This window comes from Bartonella sp. AA168HLJHH (genome assembly GCF_042197365.1).
Classification (GTDB): domain Bacteria; phylum Pseudomonadota; class Alphaproteobacteria; order Rhizobiales; family Rhizobiaceae; genus Bartonella.
Window position 1 is genome coordinate 1 of sequence record NZ_JBHIRS010000018.1, and the last position, 22,354, is coordinate 22,354.

The 22,354-nt window shown below is 39.2% G+C and carries 15 protein-coding genes, 1 tRNA gene and 2 pseudogenes; 3 read left to right on the forward strand and 15 right to left on the reverse strand.

Annotated features, from left to right (window positions below; translation table 11 throughout):
* The 10 genes and pseudogenes from ACFINM_RS08125 to ACFINM_RS08170 form a co-directional block, all read right to left on the reverse strand.
* On the reverse strand, positions 1–1,859 hold a 1,859-nt coding region (locus ACFINM_RS08125), incomplete at its 3' end, for a phage tail tape measure protein (RefSeq protein ID WP_375641045.1).
* A gap of 131 nt (positions 1,860–1,990) precedes the next feature.
* Complete coding sequence (locus tag ACFINM_RS08130) at positions 1,991–2,404, reverse strand: hypothetical protein (protein ID WP_375641046.1); 414 nt, start codon at positions 2,402–2,404, stop codon at positions 1,991–1,993.
* Positions 2,405–2,413: 9 nt separating this feature from the next.
* Positions 2,414–2,932 carry a phage major tail tube protein gene (locus ACFINM_RS08135; protein ID WP_375608794.1) on the reverse strand — a complete coding sequence of 173 codons (519 nt, stop codon included), beginning with the start codon at positions 2,930–2,932 and terminating at the stop codon, positions 2,414–2,416.
* Between the two features lie 3 nt (positions 2,933–2,935).
* Positions 2,936–3,961 carry a phage tail sheath family protein gene (locus tag ACFINM_RS08140; protein ID WP_375641047.1) on the reverse strand — a complete coding sequence of 342 codons (1,026 nt, stop codon included), beginning with the start codon at positions 3,959–3,961 and terminating at the stop codon, positions 2,936–2,938.
* 260 nt (positions 3,962–4,221) lie between these two features.
* Positions 4,222–4,431 (reverse strand): 2-hydroxymuconate tautomerase family protein, encoded by a 210-nt coding sequence (locus ACFINM_RS08145; RefSeq protein ID WP_375607418.1) that lies wholly within the window; start codon positions 4,429–4,431, stop codon positions 4,222–4,224.
* Positions 4,432–4,445: 14 nt separating this feature from the next.
* Entirely contained in the window at positions 4,446–5,129 is a 684-nt protein-coding gene (locus ACFINM_RS08150; RefSeq protein WP_375641048.1) for a hypothetical protein, read from the reverse strand.
* Positions 5,102–5,716 carry a hypothetical protein gene (locus ACFINM_RS08155; protein ID WP_375641049.1) on the reverse strand — a complete coding sequence of 205 codons (615 nt, stop codon included), beginning with the start codon at positions 5,714–5,716 and terminating at the stop codon, positions 5,102–5,104. Before ACFINM_RS08155 ends, ACFINM_RS08150 begins: the two co-directional genes overlap by 28 nt.
* 58 nt (positions 5,717–5,774) lie before the next feature.
* The gene (locus tag ACFINM_RS08160; protein WP_375641050.1) at positions 5,775–7,529 is read right to left on the reverse strand and encodes an FAD/NAD(P)-binding protein; all 1,755 of its coding nucleotides are present in this window, start codon (positions 7,527–7,529) and stop codon (positions 5,775–5,777) included.
* Between the two features lie 200 nt (positions 7,530–7,729).
* Positions 7,730–8,850: pseudogene (locus ACFINM_RS08165) on the reverse strand (YbfB/YjiJ family MFS transporter).
* Between the two features lie 316 nt (positions 8,851–9,166).
* A pseudogene (locus tag ACFINM_RS08170) lies at positions 9,167–9,414 on the reverse strand (baseplate assembly protein); the annotation flags it as partial.
* 793 nt (positions 9,415–10,207) lie between these two features.
* Between ACFINM_RS08170 and ACFINM_RS08175 the strand changes: the two are divergent.
* Positions 10,208–10,681, forward strand: coding sequence for a hypothetical protein (locus tag ACFINM_RS08175; RefSeq protein ID WP_375621715.1), 474 nt, complete (start codon positions 10,208–10,210; stop codon positions 10,679–10,681).
* Positions 10,678–11,898 (forward strand): MFS transporter, encoded by a 1,221-nt coding sequence (locus ACFINM_RS08180; RefSeq protein ID WP_375641051.1) that lies wholly within the window; start codon positions 10,678–10,680, stop codon positions 11,896–11,898. Before ACFINM_RS08175 ends, ACFINM_RS08180 begins: the two co-directional genes overlap by 4 nt.
* Positions 11,899–12,499: 601 nt before the next feature.
* Here ACFINM_RS08180 and ACFINM_RS08185 read toward each other — a convergent pair.
* A tRNA-Ser gene (locus ACFINM_RS08185) sits at positions 12,500–12,590 on the reverse strand.
* 316 nt (positions 12,591–12,906) lie between these two features.
* Between ACFINM_RS08185 and ACFINM_RS08190 the strand changes: the two genes are divergently transcribed.
* On the forward strand, positions 12,907–14,103 hold the full coding sequence (locus ACFINM_RS08190) for a porin (RefSeq protein ID WP_375621717.1): 1,197 nt from the start codon (positions 12,907–12,909) through the stop codon (positions 14,101–14,103).
* A 1,238-nt stretch (positions 14,104–15,341) separates the two neighbouring features.
* On the opposite strand, the gene ACFINM_RS08195 is transcribed toward ACFINM_RS08190, so the two are convergent.
* The 4 genes from ACFINM_RS08195 to ACFINM_RS08210 all read right to left on the reverse strand — a co-directional run bounded on the left by ACFINM_RS08195 (position 15,342) and on the right by ACFINM_RS08210 (position 21,313).
* On the reverse strand, positions 15,342–16,106 hold the full coding sequence (locus ACFINM_RS08195; RefSeq protein ID WP_375612480.1) for an N-acetylmuramoyl-L-alanine amidase: 765 nt from the start codon (positions 16,104–16,106) through the stop codon (positions 15,342–15,344).
* 846 nt (positions 16,107–16,952) lie between these two features.
* Positions 16,953–19,127, reverse strand: coding sequence for an isocitrate/isopropylmalate family dehydrogenase (locus ACFINM_RS08200; protein WP_375641052.1), 2,175 nt, complete (start codon positions 19,125–19,127; stop codon positions 16,953–16,955).
* Positions 19,124–19,855 carry an alpha/beta fold hydrolase gene (locus tag ACFINM_RS08205; RefSeq protein WP_375630347.1) on the reverse strand — a complete coding sequence of 244 codons (732 nt, stop codon included), beginning with the start codon at positions 19,853–19,855 and terminating at the stop codon, positions 19,124–19,126. The genes ACFINM_RS08200 and ACFINM_RS08205 overlap by 4 nt, the downstream gene beginning before the upstream one ends.
* A gap of 261 nt (positions 19,856–20,116) precedes the next feature.
* Complete coding sequence (locus ACFINM_RS08210) at positions 20,117–21,313, reverse strand: multidrug effflux MFS transporter (RefSeq protein WP_375641053.1); 1,197 nt, start codon at positions 21,311–21,313, stop codon at positions 20,117–20,119.
* Between the last annotated feature and the right edge of the window lie 1,041 nt (positions 21,314–22,354).

Below are 22,354 nucleotides of genomic sequence, written 5' to 3' on the forward strand. Positions count from 1 at the left end.
AACCACTCGACAACAGAGGAAAGTCCTTGTTTAAACTTTTGCCAATGGGAAGAGAGATCAAAAGCAGCAGCAATGATGTTTTTCCATTTGGTGATGGTTGCCGTATCGGCACCAAAAAAGCGCATGACGGCTTCAAAGGCACGCCCCCAAGCCCGAGATACCCCCCGTGCAAAACCTTTGACAAAAGAAGAAAAACGATCCCAATATTTCCACAAAGCAAAACCAGCAGCAAGGATGACAGCCACAACAGCAGCAATGACCGCCCCGATCGGGGTAAAAATAGCCCCCGCAACAGAGGCAATACCAGCTCCAACCACTTCGATCACTGTCCCGATCCAACCAAAAGAAGCAGCAAATGCACTTCCTGAGACAGCAATCCCCCGTAAAGCCCCGACCAACAAGGTCATGGGGCGTAAGAGTCGGAGTGAACTTGCCCCAAGACCCGCGGTTAGCAAGCCCAGCGAGCGCCCTGCGGCTGCTAAGCCCCGCCAGCTTGCAGCAACACCACGACTGAGTACTCTAAGCTTAATAAAAGAGCCCATCAATTGAAGAAGCCCAAGACGTGTGCCAGCCATGGTAAAGCGCAACACGCGCAGAGCAATATTAAAAGCCATCAGAGCGGCAATGGTTTTGATAATAGCGCTTGTTAAAGTGGGATGGGCATTCGCCCACGCCATAAGCCCATTGGTAAAATTGCCAACACTTTCCATCAAACTGTTGAGGGGGGGCAGAAGCACTTCACCAATGGTGATGCCCAGAGCCACAATACGGTTTTGCAAGAGTTCAAATTGCCGCATGGCACCGGTTGCTTGTTTGTCTGCTTCTTGTTCTACAGAACCTTTAAAGACTTGTGGATCTTTCACATAATCTAAAGCTTGCCCTAACAATTCGGGGTTACCCACCAATTTGGCAAAATCACCAGTAAAATCGCGCCCAGCAATGGCAATCAGCGAGCGCATCCCCTGTTCGGATTTACCCAACACATTAAAAAAGCGCACCAAGGTACCTGTGGCATCTTTGTCCAGATCTTGCATGAATTTTTCGCGAGAAAGCCCGATATTGGCAAAAGCATCTTCAATATGCTTGCCTCCTGCCTGAATACGGGCACTCATGGCATTAAAACCACGCGCGGCACTCTCTGGAACAATACCAGCAGAAATCATCGCCGTACCAAATGCTGCGGTTTCCCGCGCGGTGAGCTTAAACATGGTTGCCGCACCGGTGGCACGATTGGTAAAATCAGAAACTTCACTTGCCTTGGCCGCCATGTGGTTAGAGAGATGATTGATAGCATCGCCTAGATCTTCAATGCCTGCCTGATTAAGCTTAAAGACATTGCGCAACTTGGCAAAGCGCTCCCCAATCTGATCTCCCGTCATATCAAAAGCTACAGCTGCTTTAGCGGCATAAATGCTAAAAGCTTCTAGATCTTGTTCGCCAATCCCTGCTTGGCTGGCACTGGTCATCAATTCTAAGACTTCACGCGCCGCTAACGGAATCTTGGTGGAGGTTTCAAGCGCAAAACGGCGCAATTCCTTTAAGCGATCAAGGGGGGCATCGAGAACCTTTTCCAAGCCCTTCATCGATTGATCAAATTGCATGGCTTTATAGAGCGGTGCAATTAAGGTTGCTGTTTGCGCAATGGCACCCACCATACGCCCCCGCGCATGGTTAAAAGCATTTTCCGCATTCTTTGTCGCATCCTCAAGATGCTCAGGGTCAAACCACCCTTTAAAATGCTGCCTTGTCTTGTTTTGGAAATGTGCAACATCTGAACTAAAGGCTGCAAGATCCCGCTTGGCAGAAGCGATCCCCTCTTGCAGATGATTGACAAAACGCACAACAAGGGAAACATCCATGACGATTCTTTATCCTAACTGATGACTTTCATATTCTTGTTGTTTCAGGCGTGCGAGTTCTTCTCGATAGGCAATCACATCCAGCCAATCCATCTGGTTAATCTCTGAAGGCGCCCAGTGATAATAAAGCGCTAGTTCTGCTCCAAATTGTCTGGCAGAGAGGATTGGCGTTGCGTAAAAAAAGCAAAAAAAGCCTTCAATATTGCGACAATATCCATCACATCAACTCGATCAATCAATTCAATAGATTCATGTGACATATCAGCCAAAAGTGCTGTGATGCCTTCTGTTGCCTCACTTGTGAACAAAACTTGAGAAAGCTTCGTGATAAGCACATCATTGCTCAAAGTGGTTTTTTGCTCTCCAAACTCAGGAAGCAGCAGCTCTGTCAATTGTGGTCCAATGAGCACCGCTAATTGCTTGGCATGCTTAAAAGTGGGGCGATAAAAGGTCAGTTTCTTGCATAGAGATTCTTTGCCACCTTTATCTTGATAAAGAAACGGAACCTGCAATTCCACGTCAATGCTGGTTTGTAAACTTGTCATGATCAATTCCTATAAGTTGAGAATAGAGCGGCGGCGAGAACCGATCTCTTGCCCGTTGCGGACAAGCCAGCCGCCCCGTTTAAAGGAAAAGCGGTGCAAAACAGAACCATCCCAAAATTCCGTATAGTCCCAAATATTTTTGATCTCGCAATCATAGCCTGTCGCTTTTCCAGCCGTTAAGCCTTCGCTATCGACTTTGACCAACCGCCCTGTCACATCAATGGAATGTTCATGCTCACGCCCATCTTCTTCAGAGATCACATGTTTTTTGCCGGTAAATTTATGACGAAGACCAGGAGGACCACCAAAAATACCGATGACCTCAGGGGTATGGCTGCGGATTTTCATTTGCATGCTCAAAGCTTTCACACCAAGACCGCTCACATCAATTTGCATATCAGAGCCCCCTGGTTGATAGGTTTCTGTAATTTCTTCCAACGTGGGCAGTTTCAATGTTTCAAGATCAAGGTGAAGATTCACATCATCATCAACAATCAAGGTAAAACCGCGTACAATGCGTAAAGTCATGCTTTAACTCCTTGCTGCTTTGCGATAAGTTTCAAGCGTATCGCCAAATTGATAAGTCATTTTCTTTTGGATATCTTCAGCCAAACGATCAAAATAAGCGCTATTGCGCCGGCTGCCGAAACTCAAATCTTCTAAAGGTGGCACTTCTTCTGCATCAAATTCCACCCGCAATTTCCCCAGTTGTAAAGTGCTGTTTGAATTTAAATCACGATCAAACCAAACCCGCCCACCAAGCAGTGCACCGCGTGCAATCATATCATCAAGAAAGCTGGTCAAAGAGCGGGTAATGGCAATAACATGTTGACCAGTCAGATTCTCATCATTGGCCCAAGGGCGCAAATTGTTAATGATGGTTTTTTCCAAAGCTGCACGGGTGCGCACCACATTGACAAAGCGCCAAAGTGGATCACTGGAGGTGGTATGATTTCCCCATAAAATGCGCCCATTGGCAGCCATTTGCCCATGCGAGTCTTGGCTAAGCCGTGCTGGAATAAAGGTCGCAATATCGGCTTGATTGAGACGATTTGCCTCATGATCAATTTCGCCATCAAAATAGCTAATGGGGCGTGCTGTCCCTAAAATGCCATGCACATCTTGGTTGGAAGGAGACCAAAAAACACCGCCCCTTTGCTTGTCCCGTTTGATAAACATGGCGGCAGCAAAAGGACTTGCGGGTTTAACACTAACACCCCCCTCACGATTTGCCACCCGTACAAAGGGATCAATCAAATAACAAAAGCGTGAGGAAAAATCTGCACGATAGGCAAGGCTTTCTTCCGCATTTTTACCCCCCGTATCAAAAACCGCAATCGCTTGCAACTTTTCTGCAACCTGTTCCAAAGCGTCTGCCACAGGGTTTTTGCCATTGTCAATCCGCCCTGCACTATAAGCCGGTGCCAGTAAAATCCCAGGCTCCACCCCCAAATGCCCCCGCGCATGCGCTAAAGCATGCACACCGGTCAAGTGAGTATTGGATCCCACCATTTCGGTTTGTGTCTCAGCAATGGTTGACTTTTCTTCCACACGCACAAGGATAATTTGTGCCTCAATCCCCTGCGCACATACAGCATTAACAACATCAAGAGCCGTGCCTCTTATCCCAAGCTTTTGGATTTTCTCCGTCTCATGCGTAAAAAGAAGGACAGGCTCGTTGAGGGGGTAGGTTTGTGCATCGGCATCAGGCGCTGTGACAACCGCCCCAATGGCGGTCTGATCAAATGTTGTTAAAGGACGCGATTTTTTACATTGATTAACCCTATTGACCTTAAATTATTGTCAAATACACAGAGTTATTCTTTATTTTGAGCTTTTCTTAATTCTGTAATGGGGACACCACCAATACCCCAATTGTCTGTCTCCACTTCATCAATCACGACAACAGTCGTTTTCGGATTTTTATTCAGAATATTAACTAATAATTGAGTTGCCCCTTCTATTAGTTGCCGTTTCTGTTCAGAGGTAACCCCTTCATTAGTAATTTTAATATTTATGTAAGGCATAAGATCTCCATAATTTACAAATATTGAATAAAAAAGCTCAAATAAATGAACGCAAAAAGATTAAATATTAATACATAATAACTATGCATTTTAAAGCTCGTATCCACCGGTGAAATATGCAGGCTACTGGAAGCAAAAATAGCATTTATTGATACAGGAGAAAGGAGTTGAGCTGCAATAAAGAAGCAAATCCAAACCAAATAATCCATAACCCCATAAGCCATCGATGACCCTAGTAAGGGAAATGCCAAACTAAATAGCACCATAGGGTGAATTCCTACTACACTGAAAATTGGCAATACAAAGAGAATACAGGCATAACGCTGCCAAACAGAGAGTGATGCCAATGAGTGACTAAACGTCACCGGCAACAAAGGAATAAGCAAATCACACGTAGATATTAGCAGACTACAACCTAGCAACAACATAATTTCACTGGATATACTGCGTATCACTGCCACCAAAGGAGTCAAAAAATCAATACTGCGTGAACTCCCACGCTCAATGAGGTATAGAATGCTCGCCGTCAATGCAATGCTTTCTAGTGCATTCAACCTAATAACTGTCAACGCAACGATAAATATTAGCCAGAAAAATATCAAAAAAATCCAAATTCTTACTCTCTCTCCTTCTTTATTCGCTCTTCTCTCATCGCAAATAATCGGGTTAGCTAGCGGTACAACTGGAGAAATGCACAACAACAACAGACTAAATAGAAAAAGTGGTATCCCCAAGCAGCGGATGTGAATATTGGTGTTCTAGGCATAGCAGCGAAAACTGTTGCTGCACCGATGCTGGTCGGCATCAGTACCATCGTGATGCTCATCATTCGCATCACAATAGCGGCCAAATCGCGAGAGGGAAAAACACTTTTCTTCAAGGCATCAATCATTAGGGGGATAACCCCCAAACTCATCGGCCAAGCTAAAAACGCAGTCAGTATCGCGATGGACAGGGTAAGCGAACCCTTTCCATAGCGCATCAACCGTTCAGAGAGAAATTCTGAAATACGCCATGTATTCATCACATGGCGCAACAATCCCATGGCGAGTAATAGCCAAAAGACATCAGCAAAACGCACAAGCACAGTACGAACATCAGGCAAGTGCCAACGCCATATCAGCACTAAAGCACAAGCCAACAGGATGAACACACCACTGCGTGCATTCCCCTTCAACCACCAGTATGGTATCGTCAAAAGCAAATAACCGAAAACAGTCACTCCAGCCAATGGAATAAGAAACCAAGTTCTTATTGAGATAGACATAAGAAAAATGAATAGCATCAGCATCGCCATTATAACGGATACGGAGGACATGCGTATCAGGAAGCTTTTTACATCATCAATGTACATTAATTGTTGAATCTTTGACTGAGTAGCGATTAAGAAGCTGCTCGTACATGTCAGTGACACAGCGCCCTGCATCCCGCAGTGCACGAGAATTAACTAAAGGCCTAGGCAAAATATATGTATAAAAATTGGGCCCCTCTACTGGATTACCGACCACCCATAATGTATTTTGTATTTGCCCTTTAGTGTCTATAGGATGCTGCCGACGGTCAATATCAATACCACCAGGATGATATCCTTGGTTGATAAATGGTCGAATGATGCCCTGACCAGCCAAATTCTGGATAAAAGGGGACTCATCACGCAACGGAGAAAAACGATCAATCTTGGCCTTGATCAGCACATCTCCATCAACTGAACTGTTTTCATCTTGAAAAACAGACTGAATTTCGAAACGGCTGGTACTAGCATTGAGAACAAGTTTAGGTGAAGGTCCGCCAGCCAAAGTCACGATACCAGCCTCCATCAGAGCCTTCAACTCTTGGTTTCGCTGCATCGGTGGGCCGACAGAAATACGGTTAAAGTTTGGATTAAAATATTCAATAAAGTACTTGTGAGATGAAGACGTTAACCCGCAAAAATCAATTGCTGAACGTAAGATATCACGGACATCTCGTAGCACATCTGTAGCAGCTTTCACTGGGCCATCAACATTACCTGCAGCGGAAGAATGAAGATCTTCCTTCAAATGCTCCATGAAGAATCTTGTATAATCCTTCAAAGAGGCAAATATTTTATTTCGATGAGGATACAGCAACGCTTGAATACACTGCTCGTCTTTGGAAGTAACAACATAGGTTTCAGGGTCTAGCCAGTGCCCCAGCTGCGTACTTCGATAGACATAACACATTTCTTTAAGCAACAGAGGTAAAAGCTGCGTTTCGAAACCCAGCTTCGGAGAACCGTTAGCAATGCTGGATTGCTTACGCAGATGATGTATTGCATCGAGAATAAGGAATGATGGTATGTATTGCCCACTACCACCCTTTTGATTAATCCCGCGACTACTAAAAGGCAATGTTTGACGGAAGAATAGAGCTGTCGCAGGTTCTTTGCCGCTTGGCATGTAGCGCAATTGTCCAGCATTTTCAGTAAAAGTCCCACCGCGACCGTAAGTCAATTGCGACAAGACATCATAGCTAGTTAATCCAATTCCCTGCACCAGCACACGAGACTGAGATTGTATAGAGTCCAACTTTTCAATTGGATAAGGATTCGAATAATAGTTCAGAAGAGCGTTTTTCATTTGGTGACCAGCCACAAACTGTTGCAGGCTTTCATCATGCGATGAATATATATTCATACCGTGACCCGTGGTCATGGAAACAAAATCTACACTGTAACGACAGCCATCTTCCAAAAGAACATCCGTTTTATGATCTTGGTGGATATGGAGATTGATAACTTTTTGTCGGATCTCCTTAATACGAATAGCGAAAGGTAAATCTTGCGTGAGCTCTTGGTAAGCCCAAGACAGGTATTCCCCTAACAAACGACGTGATAAATAATCATTTTCTTTGATTTCTCTCCCAACATCATGCTCTGTACGAGAAAAAACACCGTTAATATTACGATAACCTTGTTGACTAGCCCATTGATAAAAATTCGGCCCCTTATGAATAGGCCCTACCCCCTTAACTGTATCATCACCAAATAAAGTAATCTGGCAAGCGACAGTGTTAACCAATAAATGATCTGGCTGATGCACACTATGGGAACCAGTTCCCATCTCATTGGGATTAATCAATAATGTTTCCAGAAAATGGATAATGGGAATAAAGTGTGAGCAAGCGTTCGAGAATACTGATCCCACGAGGACAAACGCCCAAAATAGCGACTGTAGAGTGAAGCATTCTGTAATCTCCCCTAATAGAATAATTTGACTTTCACAAAATGTTTCAAAAAGAATGGAATAAATTCTCTGACTTTTTAGTGAAGATTGCGGATTTATGAAACGTCAACGACCTTTTTACAAAGACAATATTGACAGATTCCAGCAGCGGCAAAAAGCGCTACAGCACCACAGATAACGGAAAGCGCAATGGCATATGAACCAGACTGTAAAAAACTCGTCAAGAGAGGTCCTAATATTTGGCCAAAACCGTAAGTTAAGGTAGCCAAGCCTAGCAGATTTATACCATACGGCGCATATAAACGCTTAGCTAACGGCATAACTAAAGAAGTCGTCCCCATAAAAGTAAATCCAAACCCTATACAACTGAGAACGATCAGTACAAGAGACTGGCTGAATAATGTCAGTAATACGCATCCTCCTTGGATAAGCAAATTGAGCATCAGACAACGTAATACCCCCCACCGATGGGCTCCCCATAACCAAATGAAACAACTAGGAACAATGGCAATTCCGACAAACGACCATAAGTGGTTAGCAAGTAGTGGGAAATTAAATGTTTTCGCCATCAGAGGAAGATATGTCGCGACAATAATATAACCAAACCCAGCAAGCCCATAAATCAGAGCGAGTTCCCACCAAACGATATTTTCGTGTGCCAATGACTCATTAATAGCAAATTGAGACGCATCAACACGACGTGGAAATAAAATAAACAACAAGAGCAATAATACAACAGATATAAAACCAGCTCCAAACCAAATATTTTTCGCGTTCAGCGATTTACTCAAACCAATAATAACATACTCATTACCCAGCAGAATACCAACTCCCACACCTGCATAGAGCGAAGCAATAACCCACAGCTTGTGACTATGCTGCATAACCGTCATAGAACCAAAAATCATCATTGCTGCACTCGCGATACCGGCAGCAAAGCGGATAAAGAAGACCAAGTAAAAGTTTGTTGTTAACGCCATGGCAAAAATAAGTACACTCGTCACTATAGCTGCACCAAATAGCATGTAGGGAGCACGGGATATATTCCCAACTCTGCAAAACAAAAAAACATACTCCCAACTAAATAACCGCCATAATTAGCACTAGCTATATAAGAAAGTTGCTTAAAGGTAAACAATCCTTCATCCAACATAACTGGAAATACCGGCGTATAGAAAAATCGCCCAATTCCCATCCCCAAAATCATAATAATCATACCGAATACAGCGATTTTGAAATAACTCAAATCTTGACGATTATTTTCCCCCCATTACTCTTAATCCCTTAACTGATAGCTCCCTCATCCGCGTTCTATCTCATCGAGAGTAACACTTATCTCAGAGAATAAAAGCCAATCTAGCCATTTGTTTAAGTAATCAGAGCAACATATTGAGCGATTATTGTCAACATTACTGGATCAGTTATATGCATTTCATCGTTTTACACTCTGCTCCATGTATGATCTTCTCCCTACAAAGCTTCTTTTTCAGAAAAATAATGGCTGAAATTAAGCAGCAATAACAACGAGGAAATCAATAAGCACGCCCCCGTTCAAACATGACAATATCCCCTAAAGCTCTGCTTCATCAGGTATGACTAAAATATCCTTACAAGGTTGCGTTGTGTTCACATGGTGAACACCCTCAACCATCAAGCGGCTTAGTATCCAACTTAAAGAGAGATCAAGGACAAGCTTTTGCGCACGCGCCCATTCTGCTCTTAAATTCTGCTCCGCTCTTTCCAAAACAAAGGAGCCTTCATCCGGTAACAACCAAAAATCAATGATATTGAAGGGTATAAAGGCTACTTTTAATATAGCTTTGTTTTTTATCAGCAACAGTAAAAAGTTTGTTTTTTTATAAAAATTGAAATTTATTCATTTTTTATCGTATATTTTATGTTATCTTCTTTAAATTAATTAAAAGATCATAGAATATTAAACTGATAGGATGCATTTTTCTCAAGCGGCATTTTTAGAGAAATGTTGATTTAATCAGTGAAGACAAGCAATGAGCAAAGTTATAATGTGAAAAGACAGTATATAATGTTTTATGATCAATGATCTAAATTAGAGACATGAATTGGGGGAGTTTGATCTTTCTTACAGCACAGTAGCTCAAAAAAACAGTAGATGAAGTTTAAAATTCACCATTACCCATCATAAGATGAAAGCTTTTATCCCACGTTTGATTTTTTTAAACTATTTTCTTGTCCTATCTGTAATATCTAAAGAATATCTTCAAGCACTCATAAGCACTCTTTTAGGGTATCATTTCCATAATCAACGTAACGGTTATCGAGCTTCCATTCAAGATACTGTTTTGCAAAAGGAAATCGTCATTTCAGAATACGGAGGGATTTATGTATTTAGTCACAATGTATCATGCACCCTTCCTCTTATATCAGAAATTTAATTCTTAATCGTAATGACGTGATTAAAAAGCACCTTGCGAGACAATCTTTTTAATAAATTTTTAATAAATAAAGTAAAGATGAATTCTGAAAAAAACTTTTTTAGACGTAAAGTGATACGGAGAAACAGTCAGAAAGAAAGGGGGAGATTACAAATGTTGATGACTATAAAAAAAGATATCAAAAAATTACCAAAAACCGATTTATGGATCATTTGTGCTATTTCAGCTGATCAGCAAAGAGAATGGATCAGTAAATGGTGTATAAAAAATAAACAAGCCTCTATAAGTTCTAATTATGTCAATGATCTTGCCGTCCTAGGATCATTTTACAGATCTAGACAAAATGATTGCTATGAAAGCAACAGTCCCACAAGCAACTCCCCTCAAAAGATGACAATCTCATTTATGAGGCTTATGTTGCTCCTCATAATCACTTTAAAATTGCATCATTTGCTCTCATTAATACGCTTTGAAGTCCCATATGGACTAAGGGACCTTTTAAATTTTGGGATGGTTATGGAAGCCTTCTTTCCACTAATCCCTGAATGGGGATATGAAACTGCTACCTTTTCACAGAAAAATATTCTTTTCAATGAAAATTCTTATTGTACAATCTATGGAACAACACAATGAACAGAGCACGCACCCTTGCTCTCACCTATGGCTCCTATAATGCTGTCCGCATGCTGATCGGCGTTTACCATGCGATTTTTTTAATGTCCATGGGAGTGAATCTGGCGCAATTAGCTCTGCTTCAGGTTGTCTTTTCCACCACCATTCTGCTGCTTGATTTTCCCTGCGCTGTTTTATCTGACAGATATCGGCGTAAATATTCCGTTATGGCTGGGGTCTTTATGACAGGAGTATTTTATCTTCTATGCCTTCAAGCTCCCAATATGACAGCACTTATTATTGCGCAAATTCTCTATGCAGCAGGCATTTGCATCATTGTCAGCGCCATTGACGGATGGATTTACCATTCTCTAGGCGATAAACAGGATCACTTTTCGCATTATGCTCATCTCTACCACCAGGTTAACTCTTTTGGAAGTATTCTCAGTGGGATTGTAGGAATTGGAACGATCTATTACTCTGGACGATATTTTATGGGATATATCATCTCATGCCTCATGATGGGATTTATTTTTTTGATATTCCTTATTGTTCCTGAAGAAAAGAAAACGACAATTGAAACGTCCAAAACAAAAACAATCTTGCACAATGCCAAGGAAACGCTCTGGATATTTCAAAATACAGTAGGAGGAGCATGGTTTATTTTCCTCATGTGCCTTTTTAGCGCTGGTATTCAGATTATTTATCATTTCTGGCAACCAATAATACTTTTAGGGGGAAAAATTCATCACCTCAACGGTTCGCAAATGCTCGTCTTGATGTGCTGCCATATTGGAGCCTTTTCAGCACAATATTTTTCAAATTTGCTGATGTCTAAGTATCATGTTCTTGATAAAAAATATAAGAATTCTATAAAATATTTTTCCTTCTTTTCTGCGCTGATGTGCATAGCGCTCTATTTTTCAGTTCATAGCCATCAAACGGCTGCATCAGTCATCGCCTTCTCTTTAATCCATGGATTTATTTGCACTGTACCGATCGGTGCAAAAAGCTTATTTTTCTCAGAACTTAACCAAAAACAAACGCAGCATATTTCCGGTGTTGTTGGTGCTGTCTCTTTTAGCGGAAGAATATTTTCAATTACAGTATTGAGTATTATTTCTTTTCTTCCTGCAAAAGTTTCTCCATCTTACTACCTAATATTACCGACCATTACTTTTTTCATGTGTGGTTTGGTTGTCATGAGATGGATGAAACACTCTCAAAAGTCTCTATGAGAGGAAAACCATAACATTTCACCCACAATGTTTTCTTCTAAAAGAAATCTATAACTTTTTTGAGAGCATTGCCACATCCAACTTTCAATACACAATGCAAATATAAAGCAACACGTTGATTTATAATGATAATATACCAAACGCGAATATTGTAAGATTCTTTCTTTTCAAATCTGCTTTATGGTTGAAACAATCAAAATCATTTGCTTGCACATCATAAGCAAAGAAAGCCGTATAAATAAAAACGATTTAGAAAGGAAAAATGCCTTTTATGAACTCTCATAGTCAAAATCTATAACAACAGGAAGGCAGATATATAAGCAGATATATAATATGCCTCTTTGCATCTTCATAAGTATACAAATGATGTGGCTTTATAAGGCTTTATATGTCTCACAGAAACTTTTGTGTTTTATACCATTTACGAGGCAGCGTCGCAAAATGGGCTTATACACATTGCAAAGATATCTCTTTAAAACAAGCGCATAAATCGGCAATACAAGTATATTTGTGTTTAGAACATGCTTTTTATATGAGAGGCATAATCCCAACGGGATAAACAGAATTCCGATACACAGTCAACTGCTTTTATAACAATAGATGGCGGAGAGGAAGAGATTCGAACTCTCGAGAGCCTTTTGAGCCCTACTCCCTTAGCAGGGGAGCGCCTTCGACCACTCGGCCACCTCTCCAACAGAGAGGCATAAATGGTATCAACAGAAAGTTCAAGACATTTTCGATTTTTTTCCCAAATATCTGAAATTTTTTTCCTTTATTGATCCCATAAGGAGCAAAAGTTAATAAAACAAAAATTGTGTCTTTTTTACCACAGCATTTCGAATAGTACATGTATATATTACAAAAAGGTAATTTCATATTTGAAACTCTAAAAAGATTAGTTATAGCTAAGATAACAAGTGCTGCGTATTTTACTTATGTCTTTGTCCTTAATGCGTTAGGCAAATGGTACTCTTTAGAAGAAATTTAACCGGACCTCGGAGATCCCATATGAATATTAAATCCCTCTTTTTAAGCTCTACAGCAGCTTTTTTAGCAATTTCTGGAGCACATGCTGCTTCAACAGTTATCGCCGAACCTGAGCCTGTAGAATATATTCGCGTTTGTGATGCCTACGGAAAAGGATATTTTTATATCCCTGGAACAGAAACCTGCATGCGTTTATCAGGAAATGTTCGTACTGATTTTATAGGCGGTGATAATATCGATGCAACAACCGAAACTGAACTAAGAGACAAAAGAAAAACCTATGGCGCATCATCACGGCTCACCCTTGTTTTTCAAGCAGCTTCTGAAACAGAAATGGGAACACTTCGTTCATATGCAAGAATTTATTCAAGCTGGGGTGATGGTAATGATAAAGCTGGTGCAAGGCTTGCAGCAGCTTACATTGAACTGGGTGGTTTTCGCGTAGGTCTTGATGATACAATTTTCAACAGTTGGACTGGTGGTTATGGAAATGTTCTCAATGATGACAGCATAGCGCCTGCCGGCACAACACGCACTAATTTTATTTCCTACACCTTTAATGGTGATTCCGGCTTTTCTGCTATTATCGGCGCTGAATTAGGCAATATTGCAGATTCTCTTCCAGGAATAACAGGATACTACATTGATAAAGATGATAAGCTTGTTTCTATCACTGAGGGTACTCTTCCAAGTAAAGCCATTAAAAATTACACCCCGAATGTGGTTTTGGGTATAAAGTTCATGCAAAAATGGGGTGGTTTTTCAGCAGTTGCAGCATATGATACTTACTACAAAAAGTGGGCTGGAAAAGTACGTGCAGATTTCAATGTCAACGATCGTTTCAATCTATGGGTAATGGCTGGCTATAAAAATGGCCTTGATTACTACACAGTAAATGCAAATGATGAGTTATCACGAAAAAGCACAACAATTTATGCAAACTGGGGTGGTAAATGGGCTGCTTGGGCGGGTGCCACTTACAAGCTTACTCCAAAAGCAAATTTGAATGCTCAAGTTTCTTATAGTGCTGTAAAAACCTTTGCAACTTCTGTAAATATTACATACACGCTGGTTCCAGGATTTGTGATTACACCTGAATTAACCTATGTTAATTGGAATGATGATCGCGTTGTGACGGATAAAAATAATAATGAAAAACATTTATTCAATAAGAAAAGTGCTTTTCAAGGTATGATCCGTTTACAGCGTTCATTCTAATCCTATTTAAGCTACAGCTTTTAAAAACTGGCAACATGGTTTGCCAGTTTTTATTTTTGAAATCAAATATCATGAATATCTTTTCCTGATACGTATTGTCTTGTCTCTCGAAAAAAAACCGCCTTAGTTTCATAAAACTACTCTTAGAAGATTAACCTGATATGCTTGATAAGAGCACCTCACACGGGCGTTTACACATTACTTCAAACACAATCTCTTCCTTGCCCTTTAAAGCATGAATAACCCCTTTGCTTTATGACCAAATTGGTCTTTCTTGGTAATTTACTTCTAACCTTTGTTAATTTAGGTCATGATCTTCTCAAATAAATTCTACACTGAACAGATAAACTATTGAAAAAACAAGACATCATTGTGTTTTTGATATGCCTGAATGTGTCTTCTATCAACACTATAAAACACAATGTTTTATAACACGGCTTCATTAAAAAACTTAATCATCAAGAAACATGCTGTCAAAACGATGCAAATATTCCCTAAAGCAATAAAAGAGAAAAGCGATATATCTTCAAAAAATGAATTGACCTCTTCCCCTTCTAAAGAATAGAGCCTCCTATCAGGAGCAATCTGTAAATACCCCTATTTTTCCTGAACCTACATCACATTGATTTATAATCATAATTTTTTATTTTTCATGTTTCAATCAACCAAAACCTGTCACTTGTACACGACAAGCGGAGAGAGCCGTGTGAATAAAAACGAGTAAAGAAAATCCTTTTATGAATCGTTTTAAATTCCAAGGGTTGTCGTAACATTGAGATCTGACAAAATGTACGATAATGCTAGGCACTTTTATTAAGCATAAAAATGAGGATACACTTCATAGAGGATTTTAGATTATATTCTCTATGAACGTCGCTGTAAAATATATGTTGTGATACACACTAAAAGACATTTCTTTAAAACAAGCATGGAAATATACAATACAAATCCATTTTATTTGAAGCGTTTTACCCTGCGTAAGGAACATGCCATGATATACGCAACATCTTGACTTTACGCGTTTTTAAAGGAAGAAAAGAAACAGTAAAATTTAATCTCTGCAAATCATAGAGCTTTCAGAGTTATGTTTCCATAAAACGCCTTATACCGTACAGGGGATTTTTTACACGATTAATGCCCTTTTTACATAAAGCCAATTGGCAAAAAGCAGCCTTTCCTGATAATAAAAAGGCTTACACGTAATCATAAGCCATATTTTCAATTAAAACGCATTGAATTCACGGAAAATACTTATCAACCAATGCATAAAGAATTGCTGCTGTTTCAACATCTAGAATCCCATCATAATTTTCTTGACGAAAATGAAGTTGAAATGCTCGGATCAAATCTTTGTATCCTGTTTGGGTACACGCAGCAGAAATGTCATATCCATAACATTTTAGCTTCGCCAAAACATCTTCTTTGGGTGGCAAATTCTTAGAGAATTGCTCTTGATAATGACTTTTTAGTTCATCATCATACCATGCTCCTATACCTGCGCTATAAAGTTCTCTCCATGGAAAAGCTGCTCCTGGATCACTTTTTCTTCCAATGGCAATATCACTATGTCCCACAACATCTGTTGGCATAATATCAGGATACCGTTGAAAAATATTCAAGGCAAGTTCCTTAACAGCATCAATTTGTATTGGATTATAAGGAGGAAACATACCCGTCCCATCATGATAAGTCGCTAAATTAACGATTTCAATCCCGATAGATGCATCATTGAGATGACTATGCCCAGCCCATGAACTCACACCCGCATGCCATGCACGCTCATTTTCATCAACCAGATTAAAAATACGCATATCCTTAAAGCCTGCCTCACGATATGTCTGCTCTGAAGGATCAGGAACAAGATAGTGTGCACTAACCTTTTCTCCTGTAAGCGCCATAATCGAGGCTTTAAAATCAATAGCCGTATAATGCATAACGAGAAAATGAACGCGACGACTAAAACTTTTGACAGAACGATAACTGTTGTAATCAATCTGATACATAAAAGCCCTTTCTTTTTTGCTTAAAAAACCACTGCGCATCACAACAGATAGAATACGAACTGTTAAAAAATGCAATAAACTTCCCATCTAGATACTAAGAATTACGACTAAAATTTGTTCATCAAAAATATTGACACTCTTATCAACAATTAAGACCACATTTTTATTTTTCTCCCACACACGCATAAAATGTTTTTAACCACATTAAATATTTTCCCCAAAAAAATTCCTACAAATTACCAATCAAAAAGAAAACAAAAGCGTAAAATGATCACTCCTTAAATCTTCACGTCTTACAGAAAAAATAGTTCTTCCTGTTATCAAATTGAAAAATCTCACCCCTCGGAAGTGAACACCCAACGATCATGCAATCACACAAAAACTTAAAGGAAAAATTTTATGAGCTCTTTACAGCAATTTATTATCAGATAACAGAACGGCACATGTTCGCAATAAACTCTTCACGGACATATTGTTCAATAAAATTTGCAAAGCTTTCCTGTAAATGACACGACTTCTTGTCTTTTCACACCATCACTTTTTGATTTACAAAGAATCTTAATTATCTACAACGCTTGCGGTACATGACGTCTCTGGATTCCTTGTCATCAGCTCCATGAAAGATAACATCTTGATTTATAATCATAATTAATCATTATAAATATTGAATATAGCGAGCCTAATATCGTAAAGTTTTTCTTAATCTTGAATCAATCAAAGTCATTTAATGACACATCAAAAGAAAAATTATCCTATAGACAAAAACCACTGAAGAAAAGGATCAAAATACTTCCTATAATAGAACGTTTAATAATTTAAGCAATATTGTTACATCCCCATAGAGTTTCATTTTTTCTTCTCCGTTTTCAAATATCTTTTTAAGACAGCCCAAGCTGCATATTCTTGTAAGACGACACCTAAAAGTGGTCGCGTATAGGGAAAAGTAATATAATCCTCACCATAACCTTTCATCCGTATAGTTATGGTAGCATGTCCAAGGCTTTCTGCTTGATTTTCTAATGTCTCCAAAGAAGGCTCTAGGCTCACTTCAACCTCAAGCAGTGGAATATCTTGTTTACCTTTTTCTATGGGCTGAAAATATTTTAAAAGCAGCGGATCATTGGCAGACCAATGAACCTCTGCATGCATCGCTAATTGTTTACAAGCAGTAGTAACTTCTGCCCCAACTAAATAGGGGTGAAAATGATTTTCAAATGCTTCCACGAAATGTTGTTCCAAGAGCGCTTCTGATTGAGCAACCAGTTGCACCAAAACATAGGGGCTTTTCCATAAAAAATGCCGTTCAAAGGGTTCATTTTCAAGATGATCATCAACCCACTGCGCAATAGTACTTTCATCAATTCCAATCAAAGTCCATGCATACTCCGCACGCGATACAGAAAAATATTTCTTCTCGTTGTGTTCTAAATAATTCTCTAAAAGCGCAAGAGCCTGTGATGGTGGACCAGGCAAAACAACAAGTGTACTTCCATCGCAAGAGAGATAAAACCCTGGTGCTGTGCCTGTAGGATTATCAAGCACAGTTGCTGTCTCAGGAAACAATGCTTGACGTGCATTACTCTTATCCGCCGTAATCCCTAATCGTTGTAATTGACCTTTTATTGTTTGCCAAACATCTTCATGATGTACCAAAGGCTGCTTTACAGCTTGAGCAACTCCATCGCGTGTTTTATCATCTGATGTTGGTCCCAATCCCCCACTGATAATGATAAGATCTTCTTGTCCAAGACAAGAAACAACAGTCTCACTGATTTGCTGTAATTGATCAGCACAAACAAAATGACGTGTGACTTGAATATTTCTCTTGTTCAAGCTTTGGCTTAAATCTTGTAAATTCGTATTCAAATATTGTCCTGAAAGGAGTTCATCACCAATAGTAATAATGGCAGCACGATGAACAAAGACAGAATTCATAAGAGAATTGCGAACAGCTTCAGCCATTTGACGGGTAGAGGCTATACCTCCAAGATCATAGGTAACGGTTTTTCCAGCACGAATAACCTGATCAACACTCTCAGACAGTTGTTTTGCTGCATCTTTAAAGCCTAAGTGCTCTAAGAGTAAAGCCGTGGTATAAAGCATCGCAGAAGGATTTGCTTTATTTTGTCCAGCAATACGTGGTACGCTTCCATGAACAGGTTCAAAATAAGCAATCTCGCTCCCCACATTCGCATGAGATGCAAGCCCCAATCCCCCCATTATCCCAGAGCCAAGATCAGAAAGAATATTGCCAAACATATTTTCAGCAACAATCACACCAAACCGCTCTGGCTTGGTTGCAATCCACAAAGCAACCGCATCAACATTATGAATATCTGCTTCAATTTCCGGATAGTTTTGCGCAATTTTCTCAAAAATTTCCTGAGCAAACTGACCACTTTCTCGCATAACATTGGGCTTATCAGCAAAAGTAACTCGCCTAAAGCTATATTTCCTTGCATAAGAAAAAGCGTATTCAAATAACCGCTCTAAACCAAAGCGTGTCTGCAAACGGACTGTCCACGCAGCTTCCTCAAGCCCATATTTTGTCAAATTTGGATGTTTTAGCCAAACGGCTGTTTCAGGAGAAATACCCCGAAAATCCAATCCAGCATAAAGGCCTTCACTATTTTCTCTGATAACACAAAAATGAAAAGGTTTTCTCGGACCAAAGATGTATCTTACAGGACGTATATTCGCAAACAAACCTAACTTTTGGCGAATTTGAAGTGCGGGAGAAACATAGGCAAGGTTTTTCTCTTTTAAATGCGGAGCAAGTTCTTTTAAAGCCGCTTCTTTTCCTTTACTGGTCACAGTACCAAGTAAAATAGCATCACTCTGAGTAATTTTTTGCCAAGTCGCTTGAGGAACAGAAGCTCCTTCCTGTTTCCAACATTCAAAACCAATATCACCATAAGTCAATTCAATCGGCAATTGGAATTGCTCTAAAACCATCAACGCAGCATCACAAACCTCTGGTCCTATCCCATCACCAGGTAATACAAGAACTTTCTTTTTCATAATCCCTCCAGCCACTCATCAATAACTGCATCCGTCATAGTAGGATTATCCTCCCACAAACGCGTACCAGCACCAGAGATAATCTTATATTCATGGTTCAGATTATGACTTTTCGTCTGATTATTTACCGTTGCAAGTTGCGACTTTTCTCCCACTAAAGCTAAAAACTTCCCCTTATACTTAACTATCTCATCTCTAGCATCTATTTCTAATAAGAGTTTAAAGCCTCTTGTCATGCGTTCAATTGCCAAGCTTTTTTGTTTATCGGGAATCTCCAATAAAACTCTTTTTTTCATAACGCCAGAAGGATGCATAAAACCATTGAGTATTTCCAAAGCCCCCGATAAATCATTATTTTCTAAGGAGGCAAGAATATCTCCAAGGCGCCGTTGCAAAACCTTATCTGGATAGCCAGGCGCATTCACAGCAAGCACAGCTTGAACATTGGGAAGCTGGGCTGCCAATATTTGTACCAATGTTCCAGCCATAGAAAATCCCACAAGCACTGCGGGCTCTTTAAAATAGCTTTTAAGTTTTTCTGCCATAAAAGATAAAATGTCTACAGCAGAATAATTGAGAACATGAGAACTCTTAGGAAAAAGAGAAAGCGTATCCAGCAGAGTGACAGGGAATCCTTTTGTTGAACATAGCTTTGTCAATGGAGAACAAAAAACACCACCATCCCAAATTGGCATTACAGGAGAAAGAATAATAATAGGAAGGCTCATTGATCAATTCCTCCCCTTATTTTTAAACATGCATTAGAGCCAGAAATTTTCCCACCCAATATAATGAAAATATGTTGAAACTCTAGGCTCATATTCTCCCCCCATAATAATCGATTTGTTAAACTCAAACTAAGCTTGTAACAAATTTTAAATCCACTCAATCCAGCAACTTAATAAAAAAAATTCATCTAATGTACAGGTGCCCCATTTGTGTAAAACATCAAAAGCATTTCCGCATAATGCTTTCTTTTTATCATTTACTCAGCTTATTTCTGAAGTCATAAAATGACGCGCTTTTTGAATATAAATGATAAAACCAATCATACAACACACAGCTAACAAAGTTGCCATAGCCCGTGGGCTATGACCAGAGATTTTTCCGATAACCGCTGCACTGAGTGCCGCACTTCCTAATTGCAAAGATCCCATAACACCAGAAGCCGCTCCCGCAGCTTTCGGATGCGATGAAATAGCCAACGCTGTTCCTAACGGCAATAAAAAACCATTGCCAAAAGTAAGAACAGCAATAGCCATAAAACTTGTCACAAGGGGCCATGGGCTTAGATACATTTGCAAAGCAAACAGCACACCACCTATCACAAAAATAATGTACCCTCTGCCCACAGTTTTTTCCATAGACTCGCGTTCAAAAAACCATCGCGCCAAAAGATTTCCCAAAATATAGGGAAACGAGACACCAATATAGCTATAACTAATGTGTATCGGTGATAACCCCAAAGTCGTGAGTAAAAAAGGCGACTCCACAATATAAGCAAAATAGGCTGCGTAAGAAAAACACGGAATAAGTGCATAAAAAATAAATTGTTTATTTCTGAAAACGCCTAAATATGCCTTCATCAATCCTATAGGAGAAAAATGCTGCCGTTTTTGAGGGGGGAGAGTTTCGCTTAGCACAAAACAACATAGCAAAATGGTCAAAAATATAAAAAAGCTTAAAAAGATAAAAGTTGCCTGCCAATGAAAAGCCTGTATCAAAAGTCCACCAATGAAAGGTGCAAGTGCTGGCGACATTCCAATAAAAGGGAAAACAATCAAATAAAGTTTTCCAGCCGCTTTTTTATCCAACAAATCATTGATAATTGCACGACTTAAGACAAGTCCCGCACAAGCACCAAGACCTTGCAAAAAACGTAACACAAGAAAAGCGTGAATATGAACCGTATAAATCACACCAAGTGTCGTAAATAACCACAAGAATAAGCCCAATAGAAGTGTTTTTTTACGCCCAAAATTATCACTCAGCGGCCCATAAATGAGCTGTCCAAGTGCCAATGCCAACAAAAAAACCGCCACTGCACTTTGAATTTGAGATTGTGTCACTTGATAATATTGACGCATATCGCCCAGTGCCGGTAAAAAAATATCGGTAGAAATCAATCCTCCCGTCGATAAACATACGATAAGTATAATAAATAGCAAGTTATATTTATGAGTCATAAAGAAAATCACACTTTTTAGGTAGTTATTAAATAGTATTTAATTAAATATAATTATATTTTATGCTTATATATGCAAATAATAATTATTAAAAGTGTTATTATTTTACTTTATAAAAATATTATTTTTCTTATAGAAAGCATTTTATTTTACAAACTTCACGAGCTAAAAAGTTATTCCCTAACTAAGCTCTCCTGTACAAATACTTTGCCGTAATCTTCCGCTGCTTTTTTCATTGATATTATAAGCAAAAGCATAATCTCTCTCTCCACGGCAACAGTCCCACTTTCTATACAATATCCATCAAAGTTGATCGACAAAACGCAAAGCAGAAAAACAATCTCTAACGTCTCTACCCCAAAATCACTATGGTATAAACACGGCGCATAACACAACAATAGCTTGAAGCCCCTATCAACACAAATAATTGTGTAAAAAATCTTGATCTATCCCCTATACCATAAAATATAATGCTTTCTCTGCAAACCAACTCACAACCAAATATATCTTACTCATTTCATAAAACTCTTCATCTAAGATAAATATCAAAAAATTATCGTGTAACATATTAACAAATATGATGTCATAACAATTCAATAAGCTTTTTATTTAACTTAATCCATGATCTTTTATAACACTATGAATTGAACATTACTGATATTTATTTTTATCTTCAAATGCGCCTTCTAATCTCATTTTATAAATATTCTTCCCATAAAAACAGTAACACTTTTATAAAAATAAGCAGATATACCCCCTACTTTATAAGCTAGAAACCAATAAACGATAGTATCCAGTTTTTTTAAATTATTCTCTCTCATGAGAAATTCGATGATAATATGATAATAGTATACGGATAGCCCGCTTTTTTTCAGACATAAGTGAGGTCTTTTGGATTGTATAGCCACATTTTACTTCTCATAACAAACATTTGTTTAAAGTATTTTCCTATTCCTTTTTAGCGGCTCTATATCCCTTTTGGAACATAATTAGCAAAAAGGCATTGTATCTCCAGCATATTCAAGGAGATAAAACATGGAA